Source organism: Kocuria sp. KD4, from assembly GCF_011769905.1.
Taxonomy (GTDB): Bacteria; Actinomycetota; Actinomycetes; order Actinomycetales; family Micrococcaceae; genus Kocuria; species Kocuria marina.
The window spans coordinates 825,136-849,049 of sequence record NZ_CP050449.1 but is presented as its reverse complement, the minus strand read 5'-3'; the positions used below and the strand labels follow the sequence as shown (position 1 = coordinate 849,049).

At 66.3% G+C, this 23,914-nt stretch carries 21 protein-coding genes and 1 tRNA gene; 11 read left to right on the top strand and 11 right to left on the bottom strand.

The window, feature by feature from the left end; translation table 11 throughout:
• Positions 1–26: 26 nt before the first annotated feature.
• The 5 genes from HBK84_RS03915 to ychF all read right to left on the bottom strand — a co-directional run bounded on the left by HBK84_RS03915 (position 27) and on the right by ychF (position 8,152).
• Positions 27–2,213 (bottom strand): type I restriction endonuclease subunit R, encoded by a 2,187-nt coding sequence (locus HBK84_RS03915; RefSeq protein WP_206069190.1) that lies wholly within the window; start codon positions 2,211–2,213, stop codon positions 27–29.
• Positions 2,210–2,935, bottom strand: a complete 726-nt coding sequence (locus tag HBK84_RS03910) for a TIGR02391 family protein (protein ID WP_167318240.1) — start codon at positions 2,933–2,935, stop codon at positions 2,210–2,212. Before HBK84_RS03910 ends, HBK84_RS03915 begins: the two co-directional genes overlap by 4 nt.
• Entirely contained in the window at positions 2,932–3,738 is an 807-nt protein-coding gene (locus HBK84_RS03905) for a restriction endonuclease subunit S (RefSeq protein WP_370520593.1), read from the bottom strand. The genes HBK84_RS03910 and HBK84_RS03905 overlap by 4 nt, the downstream gene beginning before the upstream one ends.
• A 413-nt stretch (positions 3,739–4,151) precedes the next feature.
• Positions 4,152–6,599, bottom strand: coding sequence for a type I restriction-modification system subunit M (locus HBK84_RS03900; RefSeq protein ID WP_167318238.1), 2,448 nt, complete (start codon positions 6,597–6,599; stop codon positions 4,152–4,154).
• A gap of 467 nt (positions 6,600–7,066) precedes the next feature.
• Positions 7,067–8,152, bottom strand: a complete 1,086-nt coding sequence (gene ychF, locus HBK84_RS03895) for a redox-regulated ATPase YchF (RefSeq protein ID WP_167318237.1) — start codon at positions 8,150–8,152, stop codon at positions 7,067–7,069.
• 136 nt (positions 8,153–8,288) lie between these two features.
• Between ychF and HBK84_RS03890 the strand changes: the two genes are divergently transcribed.
• The 5 genes from HBK84_RS03890 (at position 8,289) to rmuC (ending at position 13,197) form a co-directional block, all read left to right on the top strand.
• On the top strand, positions 8,289–9,215 hold the full coding sequence (locus HBK84_RS03890) for an ABC transporter ATP-binding protein (RefSeq protein ID WP_167318236.1): 927 nt from the start codon (positions 8,289–8,291) through the stop codon (positions 9,213–9,215).
• Positions 9,216–9,319: 104 nt separating this feature from the next.
• Positions 9,320–10,081 carry an ABC transporter permease gene (locus HBK84_RS03885; protein WP_167318235.1) on the top strand — a complete coding sequence of 254 codons (762 nt, stop codon included), beginning with the start codon at positions 9,320–9,322 and terminating at the stop codon, positions 10,079–10,081.
• Positions 10,078–11,316, top strand: coding sequence for a sensor histidine kinase (locus HBK84_RS03880; RefSeq protein WP_167318234.1), 1,239 nt, complete (start codon positions 10,078–10,080; stop codon positions 11,314–11,316). The genes HBK84_RS03885 and HBK84_RS03880 overlap by 4 nt, the downstream gene beginning before the upstream one ends.
• Positions 11,313–11,924 (top strand): response regulator transcription factor, encoded by a 612-nt coding sequence (locus HBK84_RS03875; RefSeq protein WP_167318233.1) that lies wholly within the window; start codon positions 11,313–11,315, stop codon positions 11,922–11,924. Before HBK84_RS03880 ends, HBK84_RS03875 begins: the two co-directional genes overlap by 4 nt.
• A 70-nt stretch (positions 11,925–11,994) precedes the next feature.
• Complete coding sequence (gene rmuC / locus HBK84_RS03870; RefSeq protein WP_240919093.1) at positions 11,995–13,197, top strand: DNA recombination protein RmuC; 1,203 nt, start codon at positions 11,995–11,997, stop codon at positions 13,195–13,197.
• 149 nt (positions 13,198–13,346) lie between these two features.
• Here the strand turns inward: rmuC and HBK84_RS03865 are convergent, their stop codons facing one another.
• Together HBK84_RS03865 and HBK84_RS03860 are read right to left on the bottom strand one after the other, a co-directional pair.
• Positions 13,347–14,429 (bottom strand): 4-hydroxy-3-methylbut-2-enyl diphosphate reductase, encoded by a 1,083-nt coding sequence (locus HBK84_RS03865; RefSeq protein ID WP_064847295.1) that lies wholly within the window; start codon positions 14,427–14,429, stop codon positions 13,347–13,349.
• A 4-nt stretch (positions 14,430–14,433) separates the two neighbouring features.
• Positions 14,434–15,339 (bottom strand): hypothetical protein, encoded by a 906-nt coding sequence (locus HBK84_RS03860; RefSeq protein ID WP_167318232.1) that lies wholly within the window; start codon positions 15,337–15,339, stop codon positions 14,434–14,436.
• Between the two features lie 58 nt (positions 15,340–15,397).
• Between HBK84_RS03860 and xseA the strand changes: the two genes are divergently transcribed.
• Together xseA and HBK84_RS12815 are read left to right on the top strand one after the other, a co-directional pair.
• Positions 15,398–16,690 carry an exodeoxyribonuclease VII large subunit gene (gene xseA, locus HBK84_RS03855; RefSeq protein ID WP_167318231.1) on the top strand — a complete coding sequence of 431 codons (1,293 nt, stop codon included), beginning with the start codon at positions 15,398–15,400 and terminating at the stop codon, positions 16,688–16,690.
• A gap of 43 nt (positions 16,691–16,733) precedes the next feature.
• Entirely contained in the window at positions 16,734–17,048 is a 315-nt protein-coding gene (locus HBK84_RS12815; protein ID WP_064847298.1) for an exodeoxyribonuclease VII small subunit, read from the top strand.
• Between the two features lie 117 nt (positions 17,049–17,165).
• Here the strand turns inward: HBK84_RS12815 and HBK84_RS03845 are convergent, their stop codons facing one another.
• The 3 genes from HBK84_RS03845 to HBK84_RS03835 all read right to left on the bottom strand — a co-directional run bounded on the left by HBK84_RS03845 (position 17,166) and on the right by HBK84_RS03835 (position 20,078).
• Positions 17,166–18,383, bottom strand: coding sequence for a pyridoxal phosphate-dependent aminotransferase (locus HBK84_RS03845; RefSeq protein WP_167318230.1), 1,218 nt, complete (start codon positions 18,381–18,383; stop codon positions 17,166–17,168).
• Positions 18,384–18,504: 121 nt separating this feature from the next.
• Positions 18,505–19,563: a glycine betaine ABC transporter substrate-binding protein gene (locus HBK84_RS03840; RefSeq protein ID WP_167318229.1), complete on the bottom strand. Its 1,059-nt coding sequence runs from the start codon at positions 19,561–19,563 to the stop codon at positions 18,505–18,507.
• The gene (locus HBK84_RS03835) at positions 19,560–20,078 is read right to left on the bottom strand and encodes an NUDIX hydrolase (RefSeq protein ID WP_167318228.1); all 519 of its coding nucleotides are present in this window, start codon (positions 20,076–20,078) and stop codon (positions 19,560–19,562) included. Before HBK84_RS03835 ends, HBK84_RS03840 begins: the two co-directional genes overlap by 4 nt.
• Before the next feature lie 120 nt (positions 20,079–20,198).
• On the opposite strand from HBK84_RS03835, the gene corA reads away from it, so the two are divergent.
• Positions 20,199–21,236, top strand: coding sequence for a magnesium/cobalt transporter CorA (corA, locus tag HBK84_RS03830; RefSeq protein ID WP_167318227.1), 1,038 nt, complete (start codon positions 20,199–20,201; stop codon positions 21,234–21,236).
• 170 nt (positions 21,237–21,406) lie between these two features.
• Positions 21,407–22,483 (top strand): mechanosensitive ion channel family protein, encoded by a 1,077-nt coding sequence (locus HBK84_RS03825; RefSeq protein ID WP_085106457.1) that lies wholly within the window; start codon positions 21,407–21,409, stop codon positions 22,481–22,483.
• A gap of 10 nt (positions 22,484–22,493) precedes the next feature.
• On the opposite strand, the gene HBK84_RS03820 is transcribed toward HBK84_RS03825, so the two are convergent.
• Positions 22,494–23,261 (bottom strand): LysR substrate-binding domain-containing protein, encoded by a 768-nt coding sequence (locus HBK84_RS03820; protein ID WP_240919092.1) that lies wholly within the window; start codon positions 23,259–23,261, stop codon positions 22,494–22,496.
• 146 nt (positions 23,262–23,407) lie between these two features.
• On the opposite strand from HBK84_RS03820, the gene HBK84_RS03815 reads away from it, so the two are divergent.
• Positions 23,408–23,480, top strand: a tRNA-Ala gene (locus HBK84_RS03815).
• A gap of 190 nt (positions 23,481–23,670) precedes the next feature.
• Positions 23,671–23,892 carry a DUF2200 family protein gene (locus HBK84_RS03810; protein ID WP_167318226.1) on the top strand — a complete coding sequence of 74 codons (222 nt, stop codon included), beginning with the start codon at positions 23,671–23,673 and terminating at the stop codon, positions 23,890–23,892.
• The last annotated feature ends 22 nt before the right edge of the window (positions 23,893–23,914 follow it).

Below are 23,914 nucleotides of genomic sequence, written 5' to 3'. Positions count from 1 at the left end.
CACCCCGACTGTCACCTAAACGTGCATCAGTCCCCTTCGTCGAGGTCCCCGCGGGCTTTCTCGATGCGGTCGGACAGCAGTCCCTCGATGTCGTTTTTTTCGTAGCCATCCAGTGCGCCCGAGGTGTAGTCGGTAATCGCGTCCTCGAGCGAGTTGAACAAGTCTTGATAGTCGACGATGTAGCCGTAGTCCTTGTCGTCGCCGTCGAGTCGGTTGACGCGGCATATGGCTTGGAACAGCCCGTGGTCGCGCATCTTCTTGTCGATGTAGAGGTATGTGGCGCTCGGTGCATCGAAGCCGGTCAGCAGCTTGTCGACAACGATCAGCAGGCGCATCTGGCCTGGGTTCTCGACGAACTGCTTCTTGACCGCCTTCTCGAACTCTTCGACTCGGGTGACGGCGACGTCTTCGGGTTGGTCGAAGTAGTCGGCCAGCATCTTGCGGTAGGTGTCGTACTGGCGGATCTTCTCGGTCTTGCCCTCGCCGGAGTCTTCCTTGGAGATATCGCCAGCGTTGGGTGCGTAGCTGGTGACGATGGCGCACTTGCCCTGGAATCCACTGGCTACGAACAGGTCGTAGAACTTGCATGCTTGGTAGATGCTGGCGCCGACCAGCATGGCGTTGCCGCGCCCGTTCATCAGGCGGGGCTTGATTTCCATGTCAAGCAGGATGTCGTCGACGATCTGCTTGGCTCGGGGCTCGCTGGAGACGACCTTCTGCATCGTGCCCCAGCGCTTCTTGAGTTCGGCCTTGCTGAGGTCGGTCATGCCCTTGGTCTTGATGTCAAACCACTGGTCGATCCTCTTCGGGCTGGTCAGGTGCTGGTCGATGTTGCGGGCTTCGTAGCGCAGATCGAGCACCACGCCGTCCTCGACCGCTTCGTCGAACTTGTAGGTGTGGATGAACGAGCCGAACGTCTCGATGCTGGTGGCCTTGTCGGCCCTGAGTAACGGCGTACCGGTGAAGCCGATGAACATGGCGCCCGGTAGCAGCTTTTTCATGGCGGTGTGCATCTTGCCGGTCTGGGTGCGGTGGGCTTCGTCGACGAAGACGAACAGGTTGCCCTTGGCCGAGAAGTCCTTCGGGATGAAGGCGCTCAGCTCCTTGATGAAGTCAGCCGCCGCCTCGTCCTGGTTCTTGTCTTTGCCAGCTGCGCGGAATTTGTGGACGAGTGAGCAAATGAGCCACTCCTGGCTCTTGTTGAGCGTGGCGATGAGATCGGCGCCGCTCTTAGTGCGATAGATCTGCTCGTTGACACCCTTGAAGACGCCCTCGATCTGCTCGTCGAGTTCCGTGCGGTCGGTGATCAGCAGGACCCTCGCATCGTCCTGATGTTCGCGGATCCACTTGGCCAGCCAGACCATGGTGAGGCTCTTGCCCGACCCCTGGGTGTGCCAGATGATGCCGCCCTCGCGCTTGGCGATCCGTTCCTGAGCGGCCGTCACGCCGAAGAACTGATTGTGCCGAGCCGTCTTACGCACACCGGCATCGAAGACGGTGAAGTCATGGATCAGTTCTAGAAAGCGGTCCTTGCTGCACAGTTGCAGCAACGCGCGGTCAAGCGGACCAGCGACGTCGGACGATTCCTTCCACGCCAGCCAGTACTTCTCGGGCGTGTCGATGACCCCGTACCGCAGCCCCTCGACGTCGTTGCCAGCGAAGACCAGCTGCACTGTAGAAAAGAACGGCCGGATGAACTGCTTGTCCTGGTTGCCGAGCGTTTGCCGGATGCCTTCGGAGATACCGACATATGAGCGTTTGAGCTCAATGGTGGCGAAGGCGATGCCATTGACGTAGAGCACGACGTCGGGCCGCTTGGTGTGCGGCCCGATCACCGTGACTTCCTCTGCGAGGACGAAGTGATTGGCGTTCGGATCATTCCAGTCGAGCAGCCAGACTGTGACCGTTGGGTCGCTGACGCTCGGCTTCACTTTGACGCCGTAGCGCAGCAGTTCGTAGACCTCGCGGTTCGCCTCGTAGAGGTCGTGGCCGACGCTGACCGCCGCGGCCTTCTTGAGTTGGTCGATGGCCCGAGAGACCAGGAGCTCGGAGTAGCCCCGAGCCTTGAGGTTCTGGGCGAGCAGCGCCTCCTCGATGTTCGAATTGCCCTGGCGGTACTCCCAGTTGCCGCCGTACTCGTAGCCAAGCTGCTCGGTGAACAGCTTGAGGACACGGTTCTGCGTCTTGCGTTCGATCTGGCCGACGTCACTCATACTGATGCCTCCGTCTGGGACTGGTCGACCCACCGTGCGAGAACACTCAGCGCAGCCAGATACTCCAGCGCCTCCTGCTCACTCAGTTCCTGGTCGACTTCGTGGCTCAGTGGATTGCGGATACCCGCAAAGACCCCTTCCGCGAGAGACATCGCGCCACGCTGCACCGACTTGTAGGTGTCGCTGCCGTCGTCTTTCATGCGTCGGAGCCGGGCCGCATCAGCCTTCGGCTGGTCCGTCGAGAACGCCTGCTTGAACAAGTTCGTCTCGCTCACATCGCGACGACCCACTTTGTTCTGTGTCTCGGCATTGAGCTTTCGAATCGCACCGCCGACTGCTTCTCGATAATGGCCGGACCGCCAGAGCGACTTGGCGCCCTCCCATATCCATGGGTGAAGTTCGGTCGCAGAGAGTTCTGGTGCATTTTCGCCGAGGTTCTCCCGAACTTCCTCGGCGCGAACAATCTCCTCGCGCGCTCGGATCGATGCTTCGTAGTGGACTGACCACTTCTGTCGATCCTTCTTTTGCACGTCCGTTCGCCAAGTCGGGACGATTCGATCAAGGATCTGCTCTACGACTTGAGCACGCTTGACGATCTCATCCTCGGGGATCGCTGTCTTGTAACTATGGAATCCAAAAGAGCTTGGCGGAGAAGGGACATAGGTCACCGTGGTGGCTTTGATGAAATCGTCAAGCTGCGCGACCACCCATTCGATATTCATGACGTAGCCGCCACGGGCAAACGCGTGCGGCCAGTCAGCAGCTGCTGCATCATTCCCTTCTTGATGGCGCGAGCCTTGGTCAAACAGTTATCGAGCGTGTCGATTTCTGCGTCTGCGTCCCGAATCGCGATACCGATCGCTACCTGTTCTTCGAGATTAGGCTGACGCAATGAAATAGCCGCTACCTTACTTGCGCTGATCTCAAGGAAAGTACTTCCGGCTGCGCGAAACTCAAGTTCCGACCGGTATTGCTGAATCCAGTAGTAGAGGAACCAGGTCGAGCGTGAATCCCTGGGTACCAGCGATGTGAACCCCTGATTTGTAGACACCGGCACTGCGGCGACAGCGCAGTTGCCGATACTTGCACGCGACGTCACCAGCACCGTACCTGCAGGCAGTAGAGTAGCTGCAGAGCTCGCGAGTCCCTCGCGGGTGATAGTCCGCTCGGAAGACGATACGAGCCCTGAGCCCTCGGCATTAATCTCCGCAGGAGTGAACCATGGGATTCCTCCACCCCAGAACGAACTGATGCGGGTGGATGGCGTTCCGCCGCCACTGACACGAGCGATGGCTCCAAGGGTGGAATTCAACCAGCGGCCACTGAACCCTGGCAGACGGGTGCGGCCGGTTAGGAGTTGCTGCATCATGCCCTGCTTGATTGCCTGCTTCTTGGCGGTGAGGCGCTCGAGTGTGGCGATCAGATCATCGGCTGTAGTGATCGCATTCGCGATGGAACGCTGCTCTGGCGCGCTGGGGGTCGGAATCTCAAGATCAAGAACTCTACTTTTTGGGATGTTCTTCATGCTGCCGCTAGTCCCAGTTGCTAGTCCCTGGAGGGTATGTGATCCGCGTTCCGAAGAAAAATAGTACGTCAACCATCGCATATCGGTGTTGGCGCCCCGTCTCGACTTTGCTAGCCAGAGCCGATCTGGCAGATACAGCGAGTCGTGGTCCCGGTCGACATAGCCAACGTCACCAACCAGTGCAGGAGTATTCATCCTACTGATGAGCATGCTATCTGATAGCACTGGGCATTTCGCTCTCGATATATCATCGGGGAGGATGGTCTTCGATTCACGAGGGTGGAATCGTCCTCGGTCGATTGCCGACGTCTTAAGGACCGAGGGGCCGCCGGTTTGGCTTGTCGTTGACCGGACGCTTACCCCGGCCGTCAAGCCGTCGATGAGCGATGAAACAGGTCGTGTTCGCCATCCGTTCACGGCTGGACCCCCATGTCAGACAGGTGGCGCGCCACCCTGGACTCAAGTTTGGCGAGTTCATCGTCAAGATCCTTGGTAGTTGACGCATACCGTTCACCAAGCTGCTGGATCCGGGCAACAAGATCGAGCGTCAGTGCATCAGCCTCGCCCGTCACGCGGCTAATAAGCGTCTTCTGCCACTTGTCATCGAGCACGAGTGCCTTGAGCTCCGGGATGCTCAGGTCGCTGTATCTATTCAGGACCTTGAGGTCGAGCGCGGACTGCGCGGCCTTGGCCTTCTTCTTGGCGGACGCCTCTCTCTTAACTAGCGCCAGAGCGTCCGCGAGTGCTTCGATTGCCTCGTCGTCATCATCGTTCTTGGCGACCCGAAGTGCGGCGTTGAGCGACTTCTGCGTGAGCTTGCCCTTGTCATCAAGTGCATCCCACAACAGACCATCTTCAGTGGCCTGTTCCTCGATCAGTACCTCAAGCTTGCGAGCCTCCTCGTCGGCCGCCGCCGCGAGGTCGTCAAGCTGCGCTTGCTCACCCGCCAGGTAGCGCGCAACCACGAGCTCCGGAGGGATCAGGTCCATGACATAGCGCTCGGCCTTGGCGCCTGTTCCAAACTGCAGATGCGCGTCTTCGTACTTCGGCTTCTTGTTCTTGTCGTAGCCCAGAAGGCGCGAGGCCCGAGGCTTGGCGGCATCCATCCAGTCTTCGCCCATGATAAGTGCCACGTCGTCATGCATGGTGTCATGCCAGTAGCTCATGAGTTGCTGGTACACGGCGTACTCGGCGAGCAGCGCGACGGGCTTGAACCGTTTGAGAAGGTCATCGCCGAGGGCGGTAATCAGGTCGTTCGGCACCGTGGCGGCGTCGATGGTTTCGAGCTGGTCACGGTGTGTCTCGAACCATTGGACGACGTGGCCGCGTGCCTTGTCTTTGAAGTTCTTGAACTCCGCCGAGTCGAGGATAGCCTGCTGCACTTGAGCGACATCAAGCGCGAGGTCGGAGTAGCCGGCGCGGTTGGCGACAAACAGCTGGTCGCGCAGCGATGGGAAGGCGTCCCAGTAGGCGCTGAGCAGGTCAAGGTCGCGGTTCGGGATGCCGCCGTGGATGTGGGCGTTGAGGTCCTGCAGGTCTTCGGGTTCGGATGAGTCGATGTAGCGCGGGATGTTGAGGTTGTAGTCGTTCTTGGGATCGGCGATCTCGGCCATCGGCACCATGCGGGAGAAGCGGTCGATTTCGACCTGGCGATTGAAGGTGTCGACAGTCTTGTGGATGTCCTGGTCGCGCAGGCGGTTCTTGTTGCCGTCCTTGATAAAGCCCTTGGACGCGTCGATCATGAAAACGCCGGTTCGTGCCTGGGCGTTTTCCTTGTCGAGCACGACGATGCAGGCGGGGATACCGGTGCCGTAAAACAGGTTGGCTGGCAGTCCGATGATGCCTTTGATGAAACCCTGTTTGAGCAGCTTGGTGCGGATGGTGGCCTCGGCGTTACCGCGGAACAAGACGCCGTGCGGCAGGATGATCGCTGCCTTGCCACGCGACTTCAGCGATGTCAGGGCATGCAGGAGGAAGGCGTAGTCACCGTTCTTTTCTGGGGGAGTGCCGTACTCAAAGCGTCCGTACTCAACGTCGAGCCCGTTGCGCCAGGACTTCACCGAGAATGGCGGGTTCATGACGATGTAGTCAAAGGTGTCGAGCTGGTTGCCATGCGTGAACTGCGGACTGGTGAGCGTGTCACCCTTCTGGATGTCAGCGATCTCGTTGCCGTGCAGGATCATGTTCATCTTGGACAGTGCCCACGTGGCGTTGTCCTTTTCCTGGCCATAGATCGTCATGCCACGCGGCGCCTCAGCTGCCGCCTTCAGGAGCAACGACCCAGAGCCGCAGGCAGGGTCGTAGACCGTCTCGTCCTGCCGCGTTTCCTTGCCGATGCCGACGACCTTGGCCAGGATGCGCGACACCTCGGCGGGCGTGTAGAACTGGCCCTTGCTCTTGCCCGCCTCAGTGGCGAAGTGGCGCATCAGGTACTCGTAGGCGTCACCGAGTAGGTCGTCGCCCTCGGCGCGTGAGCCACGGAAGTCGAGGTCGGCGAAGATCGCCACCAGCTTGGACAGCCGGTCGACCATCTCCTTCCCGTTGCCGAGCTTTTCGGGCGCGTTGAAGTCGGCCTGGTCGATGACGTTGCGCAGGTTGTTCGCCTCGGCGAGCTTGCCGATGATCTTGTTGAACTTGTCGCCGATCTCAGGGTCACTCTTGGCCGCGAGCATGTCGTCGAACGAGCCGCCAGCGGGCACCTCGATGAGACTGTTCCTGTCCACCTTGGCCTTGTCGGAGACGTACTTCACGAACAGTAGCGTCAGGATGTAATCCTTGTACTGGCTGGCGTCCATGCCGCCACGAAGCTCATCACAAGATTTCCACAGAGAGCTGTAGAGGTCAGATTTCTTTAGCGCCACGGTTCGTTATCCTCCGTTGCTTATCATTCAAACTCAATATAACTGAGACTCGCCAAAACGAATCTGCTGTCAGCAAACGGTTTTCGCGTGTCTTGCTCATAATTGCACCTGGCGACTTCGATGCCCCACGGGTCGAGAGCATGTCGCACTACCGGGACGTTCGGTTCCCAGCCCTCCGTAGCAATAATGCCCTCATCACTGGTGTGCTCCGGCCCGAGGATGTTCAGCAGCCTCTCAGCACCGCCCTACCCCTAGGTCCGCAATTCCTCTCCCGGCACGACTTGTGGCGTAGCGGCAGTCCTGTTCGAAGTCTCACCATGGTACGTCGGCAGCGAATCGACCAGAGAGAGCGGGGGAGTCCCAGCCCACCATTGTTGATTCTTTGTGCACCCATAGCCACTCGTTGATCACAAAACCAGCATATGCACGTTTACGTTACCTGCAGCTCATTCAACAACCGGGGCACATCAGACGTTAAACCTAAACTCCACCACATCCCCATCCTGCATCACATACTCCTTGCCCTCCATGCGCACCTTGCCCGCGGCCTTCGCGTCGGCCATGGTTCCGGCGGCCATGAGGTCGTCGTAGGAGACGATCTCCGCCTTGATGAAGCCCCGCTCGAAGTCCGAGTGGATCACCCCGGCGGCCTTGGGGGCGGTGTCGCCCTGGTTGATGGTCCACGCGCGGGCCTCCTTGGGGCCAGCGGTGAGGTAGGTCTGCAGACCCAGGGTGGAGAAGCCCACGCGGGCCAGCTTGTCCAGGCCGGACTCGTCCTGACCCTCCATCTCCAGCATCTCGCGGGCCTCCTCCTCGGAGAGCTCCACGAGGTCAGCCTCGAGCTTCGCGTCCAGGAACACGCACTGCGCGGGCGCCACCAGCGCCTCCAGCTCGGCTTGGCGCTCGGGCGAGGACAGCACGCCCTCGTCCGCGTTGAATACGTAGATGAACGGCTTGGCGGTGAGCAGGTTCAGCTCGTGCAGGTTGTCGGTGTCGAGCTTCTCGGGCCCGGCGGCTTCGAAGATCGTGCGGCCCTCCGCCAGCACCTTCTCCGCGGCTTGGTAGGCGGCCAACTGCTCGGGCGAGCCCTTCTTGATCTTGACCTGCTTCTCCAGCTTGGGGATCGCGTTCTCCAGCGTCTGCAGGTCCGCGAGGATCAGCTCGGTGTTGATGGTCTCGCGGTCCGAGGCCGGGTCGATCTTGCCGTCCACGTGGATCACGTCCGGATCGTCGAACACGCGGATCACCTGGGCGATCGCGTGCGCCTCACGAATGTTGGCCAGGAACTGGTTGCCCAGCCCCTCCCCCTCAGACGCGCCCTTCACGATGCCCGCGATGTCCACGAAGGACACCGTGGCCGGCACGATCTTCTGCGAGTCGTGCAGCTCCGCGAGCTTCTCCAGCCGCTCGTCCGGCAGGTTCACCACGCCCACGTTCGGCTCGATGGTCGCGAACGGATAGTTCGCGGCGAGCACCGTGTTGCGCGTGAGGGCGTTGAACAGGGTTGATTTTCCGACGTTCGGCAGACCGACGATTCCAATAGTAAGAGCCACGGTCCGCCATCTTACCGGGGCCGCCCGACGACGCGGCCACGCGACTCCGCGGCCCACCCCACCCCTGACACATGTCACGCCCCACTCGTGACAATCAGCAGTTCAGCGCCGACCCGCCGCACGGGAATCTGGACCCATGAACGCCACACACCCACCGCAGCCCCACTCCCCCGCCATCCAGGTGCAGGACGCCGTCAAGACCTTCCGCACACGCTCCGAGACGGTCCGCGCCGTGCAGGGAGTCTCGCTGGAGATCCCGCGCGGCGGCGTCGTCGCCCTGCTGGGGCCCAACGGCGCGGGAAAGACGACCCTGCTCGACATGGTGCTCGGCATGAGCGAGCCCACCTCCGGCGCGGTGAGCGTGTGCGGCGAGCGCCCCCGCACGGCCGTGGCCCACGGCAAGGTGGGCGCGGTGCAGCAGGTGGGCGGGCTGCTCGCGGACCTGAGCGTGCACGAAACAGTGACCATGATCGCGTCCCTCTACCCGGACCCCCTGCCCGTGGACGAGGCGCTGGAACGGGCGGGGGCGGCGTCGTTCGCGCGCAGGAAGGTGGCCAAGTGCTCGGGCGGGCAGCAGCAGCGGGTCCGCTTCGCCCTGGCCCTGCTCCCGCGCCCCGAGCTGCTCGTGCTGGACGAGCCGACTGCGGGCATGGACGTGCAGTCCCGCACCGAGTTCTGGGACGCGATGCGCGCCAAGACCGAGCGCGGACTCACGGTCGTGTTCGCCACGCACTACCTCCAGGAGGCGGAGGACGTCGCCGAGCGGATCGTCCTGATGGACGCCGGGCGCATCACGTTCGACGGCTCCGTGGACGAGCTGCGCTCCACGTCCCGCCACCACACCGTGTCCTTCGTGTGGCCGGCTGGCGAGCCGCTGCCCGAGTTCACGGGCGCCACCGTCTCACGCCGCTCGGAGTCCCGCGTGCACCTACGCACCGAGGACGCGGACGCCCTCGCGCGCGAACTGCTGACCCGCACCCCCGCGAGCGCCCTGGAGATCTCCCGCGGCGGCCTGGACGAGGCGTTCGCGGCGTTGATCCATCGAGACGACGCGGCCGCGTGAACCCGCGCGCAGCGCACCGCGGGTGACCGCACCGTTCTCCCGCCCCTCCCCTCGCCCCGCAGCTCGTGCGCCCATAACCGCACCCAGACCCCAAGGAGCCCGTCATGTCCCTGACCTACACCGCCCACGACGTGCGGCGGAACCTCCGCTCGATCCCCAACCTGGTGTTCGTGGCCCTGCTGCCCGCCGTGCTGTTCATCCTGTTCGGCGCGGTGCAGGGCTGGTCCGACGCCCGCCTGCCCGGGGGCAACGTCTCCGCGTACGTGATGGTGTCGATGGCCGTCTACGGGGCCGTCACCGCCACCACCGCGATCTCCGCCGGCGCGGCCGTGGAACGGTTGCAGGGCTGGGGCCGGCAGCTCGCCCTGACCCCCATGGGCACGGGCGGCTACGCGGCCACCAAGGTGGCGGTGGCTCTGCTGATCGCCGTGCTGCCCGTGGTCATCGTGTTCCTGGTGGGAGCGTTCACCAACGCCTCGATGGACGACCTCTGGCGCTGGCTGCTGGCCGCCGTGCTGTGCGTGGTGGTCTCCGTGGTGTTCGCCCTCTACGGGCTCGCCGCAGGCCTGATCTTCCGCTCGGACACCGCCGTGGGGGCCGCCTCCGGCGCGCTGGTGGTCTTCGCGTTCTTCGGCAACGTGTTCATGCCGCTCTCCGGCGGGATGCTGGACATCGCACGGTTCACCCCCATGTATGGAATCGTGGGCATTGCCCGCTATCCCGTGACCGAAGGTGAGGTGGCCACCATGGGCGGTGCCCCGCAGACCGACAGCCTGCTGTGGCTCGTGGTCAACGCGGTGGCCTGGGCCGCCGTGTTCGGGATCATCGCGCTGCTGGCCGCCCGGACGTCCACGGCCCGCCGATGAGCGCCCCCACGGGGACCGCCCCGCGCCCACGCACCGAGGAGCCCGAGCACGACTGGTCTGACCTGCTGTTCGCCACCGTCTGGCTCGTGTTCCTCGTGATCCCCGCCGCGGCACTGCTGCAGAGTGACGAGTCGGTCTGGGCCACTGCCCTGGGACTGCTCGGACTGGTGCTCTTCGCCGGGCTCTACACGCTCTCCTGGATCCGGCAGATCCTGGTCCCGCGCCTGAGCGTGCTGGGCAACGCCGTGCTGTGGTGCGTGGTCCTGCTGGTGCCGCTGACCCTGCTGCTGCCTGCCTCGCCGTGGGGCATGACCTACACGGCCCCGTTCTTCGTGGCCGTGTGCGCGTTCCGGCTGCCCCTGCGCCAGGGCATCCTGGCCTCGCTCCTGATCGAGGTGGCGGCCCTGGTGCCGCTGCTCATGCTGCTCCCCCGGGAGCAGTGGTTCTGGCCGCTGTTCGGCCTGGTCCTGCCCGGGCCGATCATCCTGCTCTCCCGCTTCGCCGTGGAGCGCTCCGAGACCCATGAGCGCCTGGCCCGCGAGCTCGCGGTCTCCCGGCAGCGCGAGGCCGTGGGCCGGGACGTCCACGACATCCTGGGCCACTCCCTCACGGTCATCACCTTCAAGACCCAGCTCGCCCAGCGTCTCGTGGAGACGGACCCGCAGCGCGCCGTCGCCGAGCTCGACGACGTCCTGGCCCTGTCCCGCGAAGCCCTCACCGATGTGCGCTCCACGGTCGGCAAGCTGCGGGACCTGGACCTGGGCGTCGAGCTCGTCCAGGCACGCGCGGCCCTGCGCGCCGCCGGGATCACCCCGCACCTGCCATCCTCGGTCCCGCCCCTGGATGCCGCCACCCGTTCCGCGTTCGCGTGGATCCTGCGGGAGGCCGTGACCAATGTGGTCCGCCACTCGGGCGCGGCGCACTGCCGCGTGACGCTCACCGGTTCGTCGCTGCGCATCGCGGACGACGGCGCACGGGCCGCGGGTGCCTCCCCTGGCGATCACGTGCGGACCGGGACCGTCGCTCGCTCAGAGGGTACGGCGCCCTCGACGAGCCGTCCGCGCACAGACGACGCGGCGGCGTCGTTCTCCGGAGACGAGGGGAGCGCCGAACCGGAACTGCGAGAGGGCAACGGCATCCGCGGCATGAAGGAGCGGGCACGGGCGGCGGGATGCGAGGTGACCGTCGCGCGGGATCCCCGGGGCGCCACGATCGTGGAGGTGAGGCGCGCATGACCGAGATCCGAGTGCTGATCGCGGACGACCAGGCCCTCGTGCGCGCCGGGCTGGCCGCCCTGCTGGACCTGGAACCGGACATCACCGTGGTGGCCCAGGCCGCTGACGGCGCCGAAGCGGTCGCTCTTGCCGGGGAGCTCCCCGTAGACGTGGCCCTGCTGGACATCGAGATGCCCGGGCTCACCGGCCTGGAGGCCACCGAGCAGATCGTGGCCGCCGGGTGCGGGACACGGTGCCTGATGGTCACCACGTTCGATCGCCCCGGCTACCTGCGCCGCGCGTTCGACGCCGGGGCGTCCGGCTTCGTGGTCAAGGACACCCCCGCTGCGGAGCTCGCGGAGGCCATCCGGAAGGTGCACGCGGGGCTGCGGGTGGTCGATCCGGCGCTGGCCGAGAAGTCCCTGCTGGCCGGGCCGAACCCCCTGACCCCGCGGGAGCGGGACGTGCTGCGCGAAGCGTCCCACGGTGCCTCGGCGGGGCAGATCGCCCGGGCCCTGCACCTCTCCGCGGGGACGGTGCGCAACCACCTGTCGGCCGCGATCGGCAAGACCGGAACCACCAACCGGACCGAGGCTGCGGCCGTCGCCGCGCGCAACGGGTGGCTGTAGCCCTCCGGATCCGGTGATGAGCTCAGCCGGGGCGCTTATGCGTGTCGGACAGCATTGTCATGGTGAGCGCATGGATGCTTCGGCGATGGCTCAGGTGTGGTGGTTGTGGGCGCTGTTCGCCCTCGTGGTGGGCGTGGTGCTGGGGTACGTGCTGGCCCACCAGAAGTCCACGGCCCTGGAGACTGAGCTGGAACAGGCCCAGGAGCAGCGGATTGCCGCGCTGCAGGACGCCGCCTCCGCCCGGGCGGCCGCGGAGCAGCTCGAGCAGCGGGTGGAGTCCCTGGAGGCTCGAGCCGTGCAGGACCAGGACGTCATGCGTGCCCTGGCGCCGCTCAACGAGCAGCTCTCCTCCGTGGGACGCCACGTGAACCAGCTGGAGCGGGACCGCGCCGCGCAGTTCGGCGCCGTGGCCCAGGCGCTGGAGGCCGCTCGCACCACGGACCAGCAGCTGCTGCAGGCCACCGGGTCGCTGGAGTCCTCCCTGCGCTCCACCACGGCACGCGGGGCGTGGGGCGAGATGCAGCTGCGCCGCGTGGTGGAGGCCGCGGGAATGACTCGCCACGTGGACTTCACCGAGCAGACCGTGCGCACCACTGACGCGGGGGTGCAGCGCCCGGACATGGTCATCAACCTCCCGGGTGCACAGTCCGTGGTGGTAGACGCAAAAGCCCCCATGAACTCCTACCTGGATGCCCAGGCCGTCCCCGCGGACGGCTCCCCCGAGAACGAGACTCGTCGGGCCCAGCTACTCGCGGCCCATGCCAAAGCTCTCCGCTCGCACGTGAGCACGCTGGGTTCCAAGAAGTACTGGTCCGCGGAGGAGAGCTCCCCCGAACTCGTGATGTGCTTCGTGCCCGTCGAGTCCGCCCTCGCCGCCGCGCTGGACGCGGACGCCTCCCTGCTGGACTACGCCGCGCAGCAGAACGTGGCCCTGGTGTCACCGGTGTCCCTGCTCGCGTCTCTGAAAGCCGTGGCATTTAGCTGGCGCCAGGCCACCCTCACGGACAACGCGCGAGAGCTGTACCGACTGTCCCGGGAGCTCTACGACCGCATGGGCTCGGTCGGCAAGCACCTGTCCGACATGGGCGGGTCACTGCGGCGCTCCGTGGACGGGTACAACAAACTCGTGGGGTCGTTGGAGTCCCGGGTGCTGCCCTCGGCCCGGAAGATCGCCGAACTGGATCCCACGAGCACGGGAACCAATGCCCTGGACACCAAACCCGTGGACTCGGTCCCCCGCTCGGTCACGGCCACGGAGTTCGTGCGGGACTGAGGCGGGCGGGCGTTCCTTTCGGGCGCGAGCGCGGCAGTAAGCGGTCCGGCCGGAACGGTGGGGCACTCTGCAGCGATCGCGCCGGGAGCAGAGCCCGCACGCCGGCCCTCCGCAATCGCGAGCGGCTCCGAACGGAGCGGTGGGGGGGATCAGCGGGTGGGCTTGGCCCCGCGGCCGCCCAACCGACGGGACGTGTCCCCGTCCTGGGCCAGCTTGGCGCGCAGTTCCTTGGGCAGGGAGAACAGGATGTCCTCCTGGGCGGTCTCCACTTCTTCCACGGACCCGTAGCCGTACTCCGCGAGCAGATCCAGGACCTGGCGCACGAGGACCTCGGGAACCGAGGCACCGGAGGTCACGCCGACGGTTGCGACACCCTCGAACCAGGACTCGTCCACCTGGTGGGCGAAGTCCACGCGTTCGGCGCGCCGGGCCCCGTACTCGAGGGCCACCTCCTTGAGGCGCACGGAGTTCGACGAGTTGGCCGAGCCCACCACGATCACCAGGTCCGCTTGCGGGGCGATCTCCTTGATCGCCGCCTGGCGGTTTGAGGTTGCGTAGCAGATGTCGTCGCTGGGGGGATCGATCATGTTGGGGAACCGGGCGCGTAGCCGGTTCACGGTCTCCATGGTCTCGTCCACGCTCAACGTGGTCTGGGACAGCCACACGAGTTTGTCCGGGTCCTGGACCTCGATGCTGTCCACGTCCTCCGGGGAGTTCACGATCTGGATGTGTTCGGGGGCCTCCCCGAACGTGCCTTCGACCTCTTCGTGGCCCACGTGGCCGATGAGCAGGATCTCGTAGTCGCTCTTGGCGAAGCGCACGGCCTCGCGGTGCACCTTGGTCACGAGCGGGCACGTGGCGTCGATGGTGTGGAGGTTGCGGTCGTGGGCGGACTGCACCACGGCCGGAGACACCCCGTGGGCGGAGAACACCAGCAGGGAGCCCTCAGGCACCTCGTCCGTCTCCTCCACGAAGATCGCACCGCGCTCCTCGAGGGTCTGGACCACGTGCTTGTTGTGCACGATCTCCTTGCGCACGTACACCGGAGCACCGTAGTGCTCGAGCGCCTTCTCCACGGCGATCACCGCGCGATCCACGCCCGCGCAGTATCCGCGCGGCGCGGCCAACAGGACCTTGCGCTCTCCGGTGACCGGAGCGGCGTCGGCAATTTCCTGGGGGGTGCGACGAACCCGGGGAACGGTGGGCATGGACAGGTCAACCACGGTGGACATGTCCTTAATGGTAAGTGACCATACGGGAGCGCACCACGGCGCCGATCACACCCACCAGGGCCACGCACGCGGCACCGATCATGCCCGTGACGCTGCGTCCCACGAAGGATTCTCGCAACAGAGTGATGATCTGTTCCGTGACCAGGTGCGCCACGGGTTCCACACCGGACGCGTCCACCACGGAGCTCGCGGCCCACAGCACCACGGCGAGCAGGACACCGGTGAACAGCACACCGGCCAGGCCCACCCCGGCGATCGTGAGCCACCGCCGCGGGCTGACCACCACGGCGAGCACCGCGAGCAGCGCCACGAGCCACGGCAGGGCATACCGCCATGGGGCGAGCCCCACCAGGGCGTCCAGCACGCGACCGGTCTCGGCACCGGGGACCGTCATGGTCAGATCGTTGCGGGCGATCCCCGGGGAGATCCCGATGACGTCCTCGACCTGGTGATCCACGGCGGCGCCCAACGCGGTGGCGTCCACCACGAGGTGTTCGGGCGCGTCCGCGGAATCGGCGCTCAGGGGTACGTTCGCGTCGTGGGTGTCCTGCAGGACCTGGATCCACGTCCCCTGTTGCTCGGGGGCGGTGAGCCAGGACTGTGCGGCGGTGACCGCCGTTTCCCGGACCCGCTCGATGGCCTGGTCCACGGGTTCGATCCCGACCTCGACGTCGCTCAGGGCGCTGAACGTCGCGCGGTCCAGGACGGTGCGCACGAGTTCGTCCTGGAAGGTCGTCTCGGTGACCACGGCCGCCGCGGTGTCATGGAACCCCGAGGGCGAGAGCAGATGGTCCTGGACCCAGGTCAGCCCCAGCCACGCGGCAAACCCCGCACCGGCCAGGATCGCGCACAGGGCGGCACACAGGCTGCGCAGCAGCGCCGCGGGACGGGATGACGGAGATGAGCTCACGACTCCAATGTACGGAGAACCGGCTGTGCGTGTCCCCGTCGGGTGATACTTATGTCCCATGAGTACGTGGCCCCCGAGCGAAGACACCGGCGCACCGGAACGCCCCGCCGAGACGCCCCGGTTGGCGCGGGACACCACACCGGAGAATCCGTGGCCGCTCAGCAAGCTGTCGTACGGGCTGCATGGGTGGATCGAACGCGCACCTGCGGCCTGGGTCGAGGGTCAGGTGATCGAGGTCAACCACCGCGCCCGCGTCTCCTACGTGACGCTGCGCGACCTCCATGACGAGGTCTCGGTCAGCGTCACCATGTTCAAGGCGGAGATGTCCCGGTTGGAGCGCCCCCTCGAACGGGGCTCCCGGGTGATCGTCAACCTCAAGGCGGATCTGTACGTCAAGACCGGGCGGCTGTCCATGATCGGGCGGGACATCCGCCCCGTGGGTCTGGGGGACCTCCTGGAACGCCTCGAACGATTGCGGCGAGCGCTCGCGGAAGAGGGTCTGTTCGATCCCGCTCACAAGAAACCCCTCCCGGTGCTGCCCCACCGGGTCGGGTTGATCACCGGGCGCAATTCCGATGCCGAGAAGGACGTGGTGCGCAACGCCACCAACCGGTGGCCGGGTGTGCAATTCGAGATCCGCGAGGTTCCGGTCCAGGGAGCCGGTTCGGCGCGCGCCGTGGTCCAAGCCCTCGCGGAACTCGACGCCATGGACGCCGTGGACGTGATCGTGATCGCCCGCGGCGGGGGTGCGTTCGAGGACCTGTTGTCGTTCAGCGACGAATCCGTGCTGCGCGCGGTGTTCGCCGCCCACACGCCGGTCGTCAGCGCGATCGGTCACGAGAACGACCAACCGCTGCTGGATTACGTCGCGGACCTGCGCGCCTCCACCCCCACGGACGCGGGCAAACGCATCGTCCCGGACGTGCACGAGGAACGTCTTCGCATTGCCCAGGCGCGCGGAGCCCTGGACCGTGCCGTGGCCACCATGATCGAGCGCGAACACCAGGGGCTCGAGACCATGCGGTCCCGGCCCTCCCTGGCCCAGCCGGACTCCATGATCCTGGTCCGTGAGGAGGACCTGGATCGCTGGCGTTCGCGCGCGTGGTCCGCGGTGAACGCCCAGACCGTGCGAGCGCAGGACACGGTGGCCCAGATGCGCGCCCGCGTGCGTGCTCTGTCCCCGCAGCAGACATTGGAGCGCGGTTACGCGGTCGTGCAGACCCCGGACGGTTCGGTCCTCACCGATGCACGCGACGTCTCCGAGGGGCAGGACCTCACCGTGCGCCTGGCCGCCGGGGAACTCGGGGTGAATGTCACCTCCCGCACCAACCGCCAGCCCGGGGACCACTGAACCCCGCCCTTCGATCTCCTCGACCCCACCGGAAGGACACACCGTGGCACAGCAGAACAGCAGCGAACAGCACAGCACCGGACAGGACGATTCCCGCCTCGGCGGCTCGGCCGGAACCCGCCCCGATCTCTCGGACGTGGACGGTCTGAGCTACGAGCAGGCCCGCGAGCAGCTCGTGGAGACCGTGGCCCGGCTCGAAGCGGGCGGCACCACGCTGGAGGAGTCTCTCCACCTGTGGGAACGGGGCGAGGCACTCGCCACCCGCTGCGAGCAGTGGCTCGACGGCGCCCGCGAACGCCTCGACGCCGCCCGCGCCCGGCGCGAGGAGAACCGGGAGCAGGCGGCGTCGGAGGACTGACGCGCCGTCGTCGGGTGGACGCAGTGGAGTCCGGTCACCGGTAAACCCCCGGAGCGGCCCGGCCACGTCACCCCGTGGTGGGACGTTGCCCGGACCGTGGTCGGGGTCAGGAACCGGCTACTGGTGGTACCCGGAGAGGAACTCGCCGAGTCGATCCAGTGCGGTGTCCAGCATGTCCACCGCGGGCAGCGTGACCAGGCGGAAGTGGTCCGGCTTGCCCCAGTTGAACGCGGTGCCATGGCTGAGCAGGATCTTCTGTTCCTTGAGCAGGTCCAGGGCGAACCGCTCGTCGTCCACGATCCCGAACTTCTCCACGTCCAGCTTGGGGAAGAGGTAGAGCGCGCCGTGGGCCTGCTCGCACGTGACGCCGTCGATCTCGTTGAGCTTGCGGTGGGCGATGTCCCGCTGGGCCTTGAGCCGCCCGCCGGGGAGGATGAGGTCGTTGATCGACTGGTATCCACCCAGCGCCGTCTGGATCGCATGCTGTGCGGGCACGTTCGCGCACATGCGCATGTTGGCGAGCAGCTTGATGCCCTCCAGGTAGGACTCCGCGCGCCAGTTGGGTCCGGTGATCGCGAGCCAGCCGGAGCGGTAGCCGGCCACCCGGTACGCCTTGGACAGGCCCGAGAACGTCAGGCACAGCACGTCCTCGCCCGTGAGGCTCGCGGTGTTGATCATCTCGGCGTCATCGTAGGTGATCTTCTCGTAGATCTCGTCCGAGAACAGGATGAGCTCGTGTTCCTTGGCCAGGTCCACGATCTTCTGCAGGGTCTCGCGTGAGTAGACCGCACCCGTGGGGTTGTTGGGGTTGATGATCACGATGCCCTTGGTGCGCGAGGTGATCTTGGATTCCATGTCCTCGAGGTCCGGGTTCCACCCGTTCTCCTCGTCGCACGTGTAATGCACGGGCGTGCCGCCGGACAGCGCCACCGAAGCCGTCCACAGGGGGTAGTCCGGTGAGGGGATGAGGATCTCGTCGCCCGGATTGCACAGTGCCTGCAGGGTCATGGTGATCAGCTCGGAGACACCGTTGCCCAGGTAGACGTCGTCTGTGTCCAGGTTCATGATCCCGCGCGTCTGGTAGTACTGCACCACCGCGGTGCGCGCGGAGTAGATGCCCCGGGAGTCCGAGTAGCCCTGCGCGTTCGGCAGGTTCTTGATCATGTCCACCAGGATGGCGTCCGGTGCCTCGAAGCCGAAGGGTGCGGGGTTGCCGATGTTCAGGCGCAGGATGCGCTGACCCGCGGCCTCCATCTTCTCCGCCTGCTCGAGCACGGGCCCGCGGATGTCGTAGAGGACGTTCTTCAGTTTGTCGGACTGTTTCACCTTAGCCATGGGGTCACCATACTCGGCGCCCCCATCCCGATTCGGTCGGCACGCGGCGGTGCTCCGCGGCTCAAGGGCCCACGACGTCGCTCGCTGCCTCCCGTCGCACGTCAGCACTTCTCGGATCACGTCAGCGCGGCTGCTCGCGCAGGAATGTGGCCGTCTGTTCGGGGTTCATCGCGGGATCGGACCCGCCCGCGAGCCGGGTGATGGTCGTCAGGTCCTGCGACGTGAGATCTGCCGAGACCGCGTTCACCGAGGCCACCGCCCGGTCGTCCATGCCCACGGAGCTGAGCACCACCGCGCGCTCCGGGCGGAACAATCGGTTCGGGTCGTCCAATTCCACGAGCCTGTCGTCATCGATCGCGGGTTCGGAGGAACGCAGCACCGCGGCCTGCACCTCGTCGCTCAGCAGAGCATTCACGAGCTCACCGGTGGTAGCGAACTCCGGCACGGCCTTAGGCGCGCAGTCGTAATAGGCCTTCAGCCCGCGCTCTCCCTGGGCGCTGTCCGCGTAGCCCCGGGCCATCCCCACGGCCATCTCGGGGCAGTGCTCCCCGATCGTGTTCAGGCCCCCCAGGTTGAACTGCGCGTTCGTCGCGGCCGTGACCACCACGCGGTCCGTACGTTGCGCGGACGACGAATCGAGCACGGTCAGCCCGCGCGGCAGTGCCCCGGGCAGGGCACGGTACACGTCGTCGTCGGACGGCCCGGTCTCCCCCGTGATGCCGAGCAACTGCCCGAGCGAGTCCAGCAGCCCGCGCGGGGTGTCCGTGTCCGGGGCGGGGGAACGCGTGGACGAGGGGCTCACAATCGGTTGCGGCGAGGCCGGCCGCTCGTTCTGCCGCGTGTACACGTACAAATCACCGGTGAAGTCGGGGACCATGGTCGCGCGGCCGGCCTGCAGTGCGTCCACGATCTGTTCGCGCGTGGTCCCCACGTCCACCACGCTCGCGGTGATCCCGTCCGCGGCCAGCCGCTGTTGGTACAGGTGCGCCAGCACGCGGGTCTGCAGGTCCACACCGGTCGCGATCTTCACGGTGGGTTCCCCCGTGGCGTTCGACGACGCCGCCTGGCTCGCCGTCTCCGTGTCCGGCCCGCCGGTCCCTCCGCCCGCGCCGCACGCGCTCAGCAGGAGGGCACCGCTCGCGAGCGCGGCGACGGCGCGCAGCCGCACCCCGTGACTCACCGGTCCCGGCCGGGCTCGGTGGCCACGTCCTGCTCGGGGATGTCCTCGGGTGGGGTGTCCGGGTCCGTGACGGCGCTCGTGAGCCCGGCGAGTCGCAGGCCCTGGTCCACGAGGTCCAGGCGTTTGAGGGAGTCGATGCGTGCGATCGGGAACCACGCGGCGTCGTCGGACGAACCATTCTGCTCGACCGCCAGCTCACCGCCCGTGACGTGGGCGGTGTACAGGACGCGGCACGCGTGATTGCCCCGGGGCTGACCGTCCAGGCGCTGCTCGGGGGTCATCCAGTAGCTGTGCACGCCCACCAGGCCATCCGATTCCACGTGGAAACCGGTCTCCTCGAAGACCTCCCGGATCATGGTCTGCTCCGGCTGCTCCCCCGGTTCCATGCCGCCGCCGGGAAGGGTCCACGCGCCGTCGAACCCCGGGTGACGGGGGTTCCAGTGCGTCAACAGCACGTGCTCGTCGCGGGTGATCAGGGCATAGGCGCCCACGCGGGAATCGAACGGCTTGCTCATGAGCGCCAGTCTACTGACGCGTTCCGGGTGACCCCTGACAGCGGACCGGTTTCCCCGGGGCGGTGCGGGCGCGACAGGGTGCGGTCGGTGCGGCGCGCGGGCAGGGCCCATAATGTCCGGGTGAGCATCGTGGAGAACGCCATTTACCGCAACGGGCGCAGGGTCGAGTCGCCCCGGTCCCTCGAGGAGACGTACGACCTGCTGCAACGGATGCTGGAGCATCCCGGGGAGCCCTCCACGTCCGAGAGCGGGGACGCGGTCGTGGCGTGGATCGGGCTGTACCGGCCCGAACCGGACGAGACCCGCTCGCTCGCCGAGCACTTCCACCTGCACGAGCTCGCGGTCGAGGACACCGTCCAGGCGCACCAGCGCCCCAAGATGGAACGCTACGGCGAGACGCTGTTCACCGTGATCCGCCCGGCGGTCTACCAGGACGCGACCGAGACCGTGGAGATCGGTGAGATCCACATCTTCACCGGACCCCATTTCGTGATCACCATCCGTCACTCCGAGTCCAGCGGCGTGGGGCGGGTTCGTAAGCGGGTCGAGGAGGACCGGGAGCTGTTGTGCTTCGGTCCGGACGGCGTGCTGTACGCGTTGCTGGACCAGATCGTGGACGACTACTTCCCCGTGCTCGACGGTCTCGAGAACGACATCGACGAGATCGAGGACGCCCTGTTCGCCGGGCAGCCGAACGTCTCGCAACGGATCTACGAGCTCGCCCGGGAGATCAACGACTTCCACCGCGGGGTGGCCCCGCTCAGCCACGTGATGCAGCGTTACTTCACGGGCTTCACCAAGTACGGTACGCACGAGGAACTGCAGCACCGGTTGCGGGACGTGCTGGATCACGTGATCCAGGTCAGCGGGAAGCTCGAATCCATGCGGGCCTCGCTCACCGACGCCATGAGCGTGGATTCCACCCTCACCACGGCGCGGCAGAACGAGGCCGCCATGCAGCAGAACGAACAGATGAAGAAGATCTCCTCGTGGGCGGCGATCCTCTTCGCGCCGTCCATCGTGGGCTCGATCTACGGCATGAACTTCACCCACATGCCCGAGCTCGACTGGCGCCTGGGTTACCCCATGTCCCTGGGCCTCATGCTGCTCGTGGCCGTGGTGCTCTACGCGGTGTTCAAGGTCAAGAACTGGTTGTGAGGCGCGCAGCACGTCGGTTCGCTGGGGCGCGGACGGGCCGCACGGTGGGACGGTCCGGGGGCGACGTCGGCGGGTGACGTCCGCGGGCGACGTCGTCCGGCGGCCCTCTCGGAGGCCGCTCCCGCTCCGCGTTGAGCGGGCACGCACCCCGGGCCATTACCCTGGCGGGGATGGACAACTGGGAATTCTGGCTCGACAAACCGTTCCGCGTGGTGCTCGTGTTGCTGGGCGCCGTGGTGGTCTCCGCGCTCGTGCGCCTGCTGATCCGCAAGATCACCCGGGGGATTGCACGCGGCACCCAATCGCGGATCATCAAGCGCTTCGACCACGGCCAGGCCCGCTGGGTGCAGGACGCGGGGCTGGCATCCGAACGCCAAAGCCTGCGGGCCAGGACCATCGGAGCGGTGCTCTCGTCCGTGTCCACCGTGGCGGTGTGGGCGATCGCGATCCTCATGATCATCTCGGAACTCGGGTACAACATCGGGCCGGTGCTCGCCTCCGCGGGCATCGCGGGCGTGGCGCTGTCCTTCGGTGCGCAGTCTTTGGTCAAGGACTACCTCTCCGGGATCTTCATGGTCGCGGAGGACCAATTGGGCATCGGTGACTCCGTGGATCTCGGTGAGGCCGTGGGCACCGTGGAGAACGTGGGGTTGCGCGTGACCCAGGTCCGGGACGTGAAGGGCACCCTGTGGCACGTGCGCAATGGCGAGATCCTGCGCGTGGGCAATCAGTCCCAGGGCTGGGCCCGCTGTGTCCTGGACATCCCCGTGCCCTACGACACCAACATCGACCTGATCGCGGACATGATCGAACACGAAGCCCGGCTCGTGCGTGACGATCCGGACGTGGGTCCCAGCATCGTCGCGGACCCCGAGGTGTGGGGTGTGGAGAACATCTCGGGTGAGAGCATCACGATCCGGTTGGCCGTCAAGACCGCTCCCCTCGAGCAGTGGGACGTGGCCCGCGTGATGCGGGTGCGGATCAAAAAAATGCTCGACCGGGACGGGCTGCGCATCCCGCTGACCAACCAGGTCACGGTGCGCACGGGGGCCGAGCCCGAGACACAGGGAGAAGCACCCACCACGTCCTTCCCCGTGCCGCGTGTGCCTACGACCGGCAAGCTGCGCACCACCCCGGTGCGCCCCGAACCCGTGGACGTGGACAGCCACACCCCGGACGGCCGCACCCCCAGCCGTGACGAGTCCGGCGAGGGAACCACGTCCGCCGAACGCCGCGGGGACGGCTGAGCGCGGGCCGTCAGCTCCGCTTCCGGCGAACTCCCCCACCCCGGGAGGGCCGCCCGCGTCCCGGCTTCGCTGCGCTACGCTTCCTCGCCGATGACGCCGCTCGCCTGTCCCTGTCACGGGCCCCATCCTTGGTGCGGTCGCCGTCTCGCGGCGCTTCCCTGCCACTGGACTCCTTACGGCCACGCACGATCCCCACGAACCGCTGCACCGTGTCCTCGCCCTCGTCATCCAGGCCGCGGGGCCACACGAGGACCACGGGAACGGTGGGGGCGTCCGTGAGTTCCCGGAACGTCACGTCCTTGCGGGCATGCAGGCGCGCCACGGACATCGGCAGCACCACGGGGCCCACGCCGGCGGCGGCGAGTTCGACGGCCATGGCGGCGTCGTCGATGTCGGCGTGCGCTTGCGGGGTGGACTCCTCGGTGAGCTGCGCCAGGGTGAGGGAGTCGAGGACGGTCAGGAGGTCGTCGGTGCTCAGCACCGCCACCTGCAGCTCGTCGTACAGGTGCACCGCATTGTGGGTGACCCGCAGGTCCTCGAGCGAGGGATCCCCCGGCGCCCAGCCGAGCCGGACGAAGCACGCGGTGACGGCGGCGTCATCGAGCGCCGAGCGCCATTCCGCGGCCGGGACCAGGACGTCCCGCAGCTCGGGGTGCATCCTGCGCTCGCGCCACCGGCCGAACCACTTGCCGGGCATGACACCGGGGACGTACCCCACGGTGAACGCGCCCGGCTCAGCGGGCTCAGAGGGGGGTGTCGGGGTGTCCGCTGCGGTCATGCTCCCACCCTAAGTGCACCCGTGTGCGCGCCATGTCCGGGCCTGTCCGAGTTGGGCTCCCAGGCCCATCGCGGCGGGGCGTACGTGTCCGTGACGCGTGGATGTGCGAAAACCGGCGCGGAGGGCTAGAGTGTTCCCTGTTGTTCGGGGCTTTAGCTCAGTTGGTAGAGCGTTTCGTTCGCAATGAAAAGGTCAGGGGTTCGATTCCCCTAAGCTCCACATTTTCTCAGATCCCGTGTCCGGAAGGGCACGGGATCTTTGCTGTCCGCCTCCCGATCGATGGAGTCGGGAGCGCGGCCGCCGGATCGTCGCGAACATCTGTGCCCCGTGAAGACATGCGATTCGCCAAGGACATGTTTTTTCGGGACACATGTGCATCGCCACCCATTGCCCCCGGCAGAAAGGCCCCATGCCCCAGCACCGCAGCTACACGACGAGCGTCGCCAGCGTGTACCCGCACTACGTGACCAGGGCGGGGAAGAAGAGCCGCACCAAGGACGAGGTGGACCAGATCATCTGCTGGCTCACCGGATACTCCCCCGAGCAGCTGCGGAGCCAGCTCGAAAACGACGTCGATTTCCAGACCTTCTTCACCGACGCCCCTGCCATGGAGAAGATCCTCCGAGACTGACCCGCCGCGCGCGGATACTGTG

Coding starts and splice junctions, on each gene's coding strand:
- HBK84_RS03905 (WP_370520593.1), bottom strand. CDS start 3,738: ATGAAGAACATCCCAAAAAGTAGAGTTCTTGATCTTGAGATTCCGACC.
- HBK84_RS03875 (WP_167318233.1), top strand. CDS start 11,313: ATGACCGAGATCCGAGTGCTGATCGCGGACGACCAGGCCCTCGTGCGC.
- HBK84_RS03915 (WP_206069190.1), bottom strand. CDS start 2,213: ATGAGTGACGTCGGCCAGATCGAACGCAAGACGCAGAACCGTGTCCTC.
- rmuC (WP_240919093.1), top strand. CDS start 11,995: ATGGATGCTTCGGCGATGGCTCAGGTGTGGTGGTTGTGGGCGCTGTTC.
- HBK84_RS03835 (WP_167318228.1), bottom strand. CDS start 20,078: ATGAGCAAGCCGTTCGATTCCCGCGTGGGCGCCTATGCCCTGATCACC.
- HBK84_RS03845 (WP_167318230.1), bottom strand. CDS start 18,383: ATGGCTAAGGTGAAACAGTCCGACAAACTGAAGAACGTCCTCTACGAC.
- HBK84_RS03820 (WP_240919092.1), bottom strand. CDS start 23,261: ATGACCGCAGCGGACACCCCGACACCCCCCTCTGAGCCCGCTGAGCCG.
- HBK84_RS03880 (WP_167318234.1), top strand. CDS start 10,078: ATGAGCGCCCCCACGGGGACCGCCCCGCGCCCACGCACCGAGGAGCCC.
- HBK84_RS03865 (WP_064847295.1), bottom strand. CDS start 14,429: ATGTCCACCGTGGTTGACCTGTCCATGCCCACCGTTCCCCGGGTTCGT.
- HBK84_RS03825 (WP_085106457.1), top strand. CDS start 21,407: ATGGACAACTGGGAATTCTGGCTCGACAAACCGTTCCGCGTGGTGCTC.
- HBK84_RS03810 (WP_167318226.1), top strand. CDS start 23,671: ATGCCCCAGCACCGCAGCTACACGACGAGCGTCGCCAGCGTGTACCCG.
- HBK84_RS03910 (WP_167318240.1), bottom strand. CDS start 2,935: ATGAATATCGAATGGGTGGTCGCGCAGCTTGACGATTTCATCAAAGCC.
- HBK84_RS03885 (WP_167318235.1), top strand. CDS start 9,320: ATGTCCCTGACCTACACCGCCCACGACGTGCGGCGGAACCTCCGCTCG.
- HBK84_RS03890 (WP_167318236.1), top strand. CDS start 8,289: ATGAACGCCACACACCCACCGCAGCCCCACTCCCCCGCCATCCAGGTG.
- xseA (WP_167318231.1), top strand. CDS start 15,398: ATGAGTACGTGGCCCCCGAGCGAAGACACCGGCGCACCGGAACGCCCC.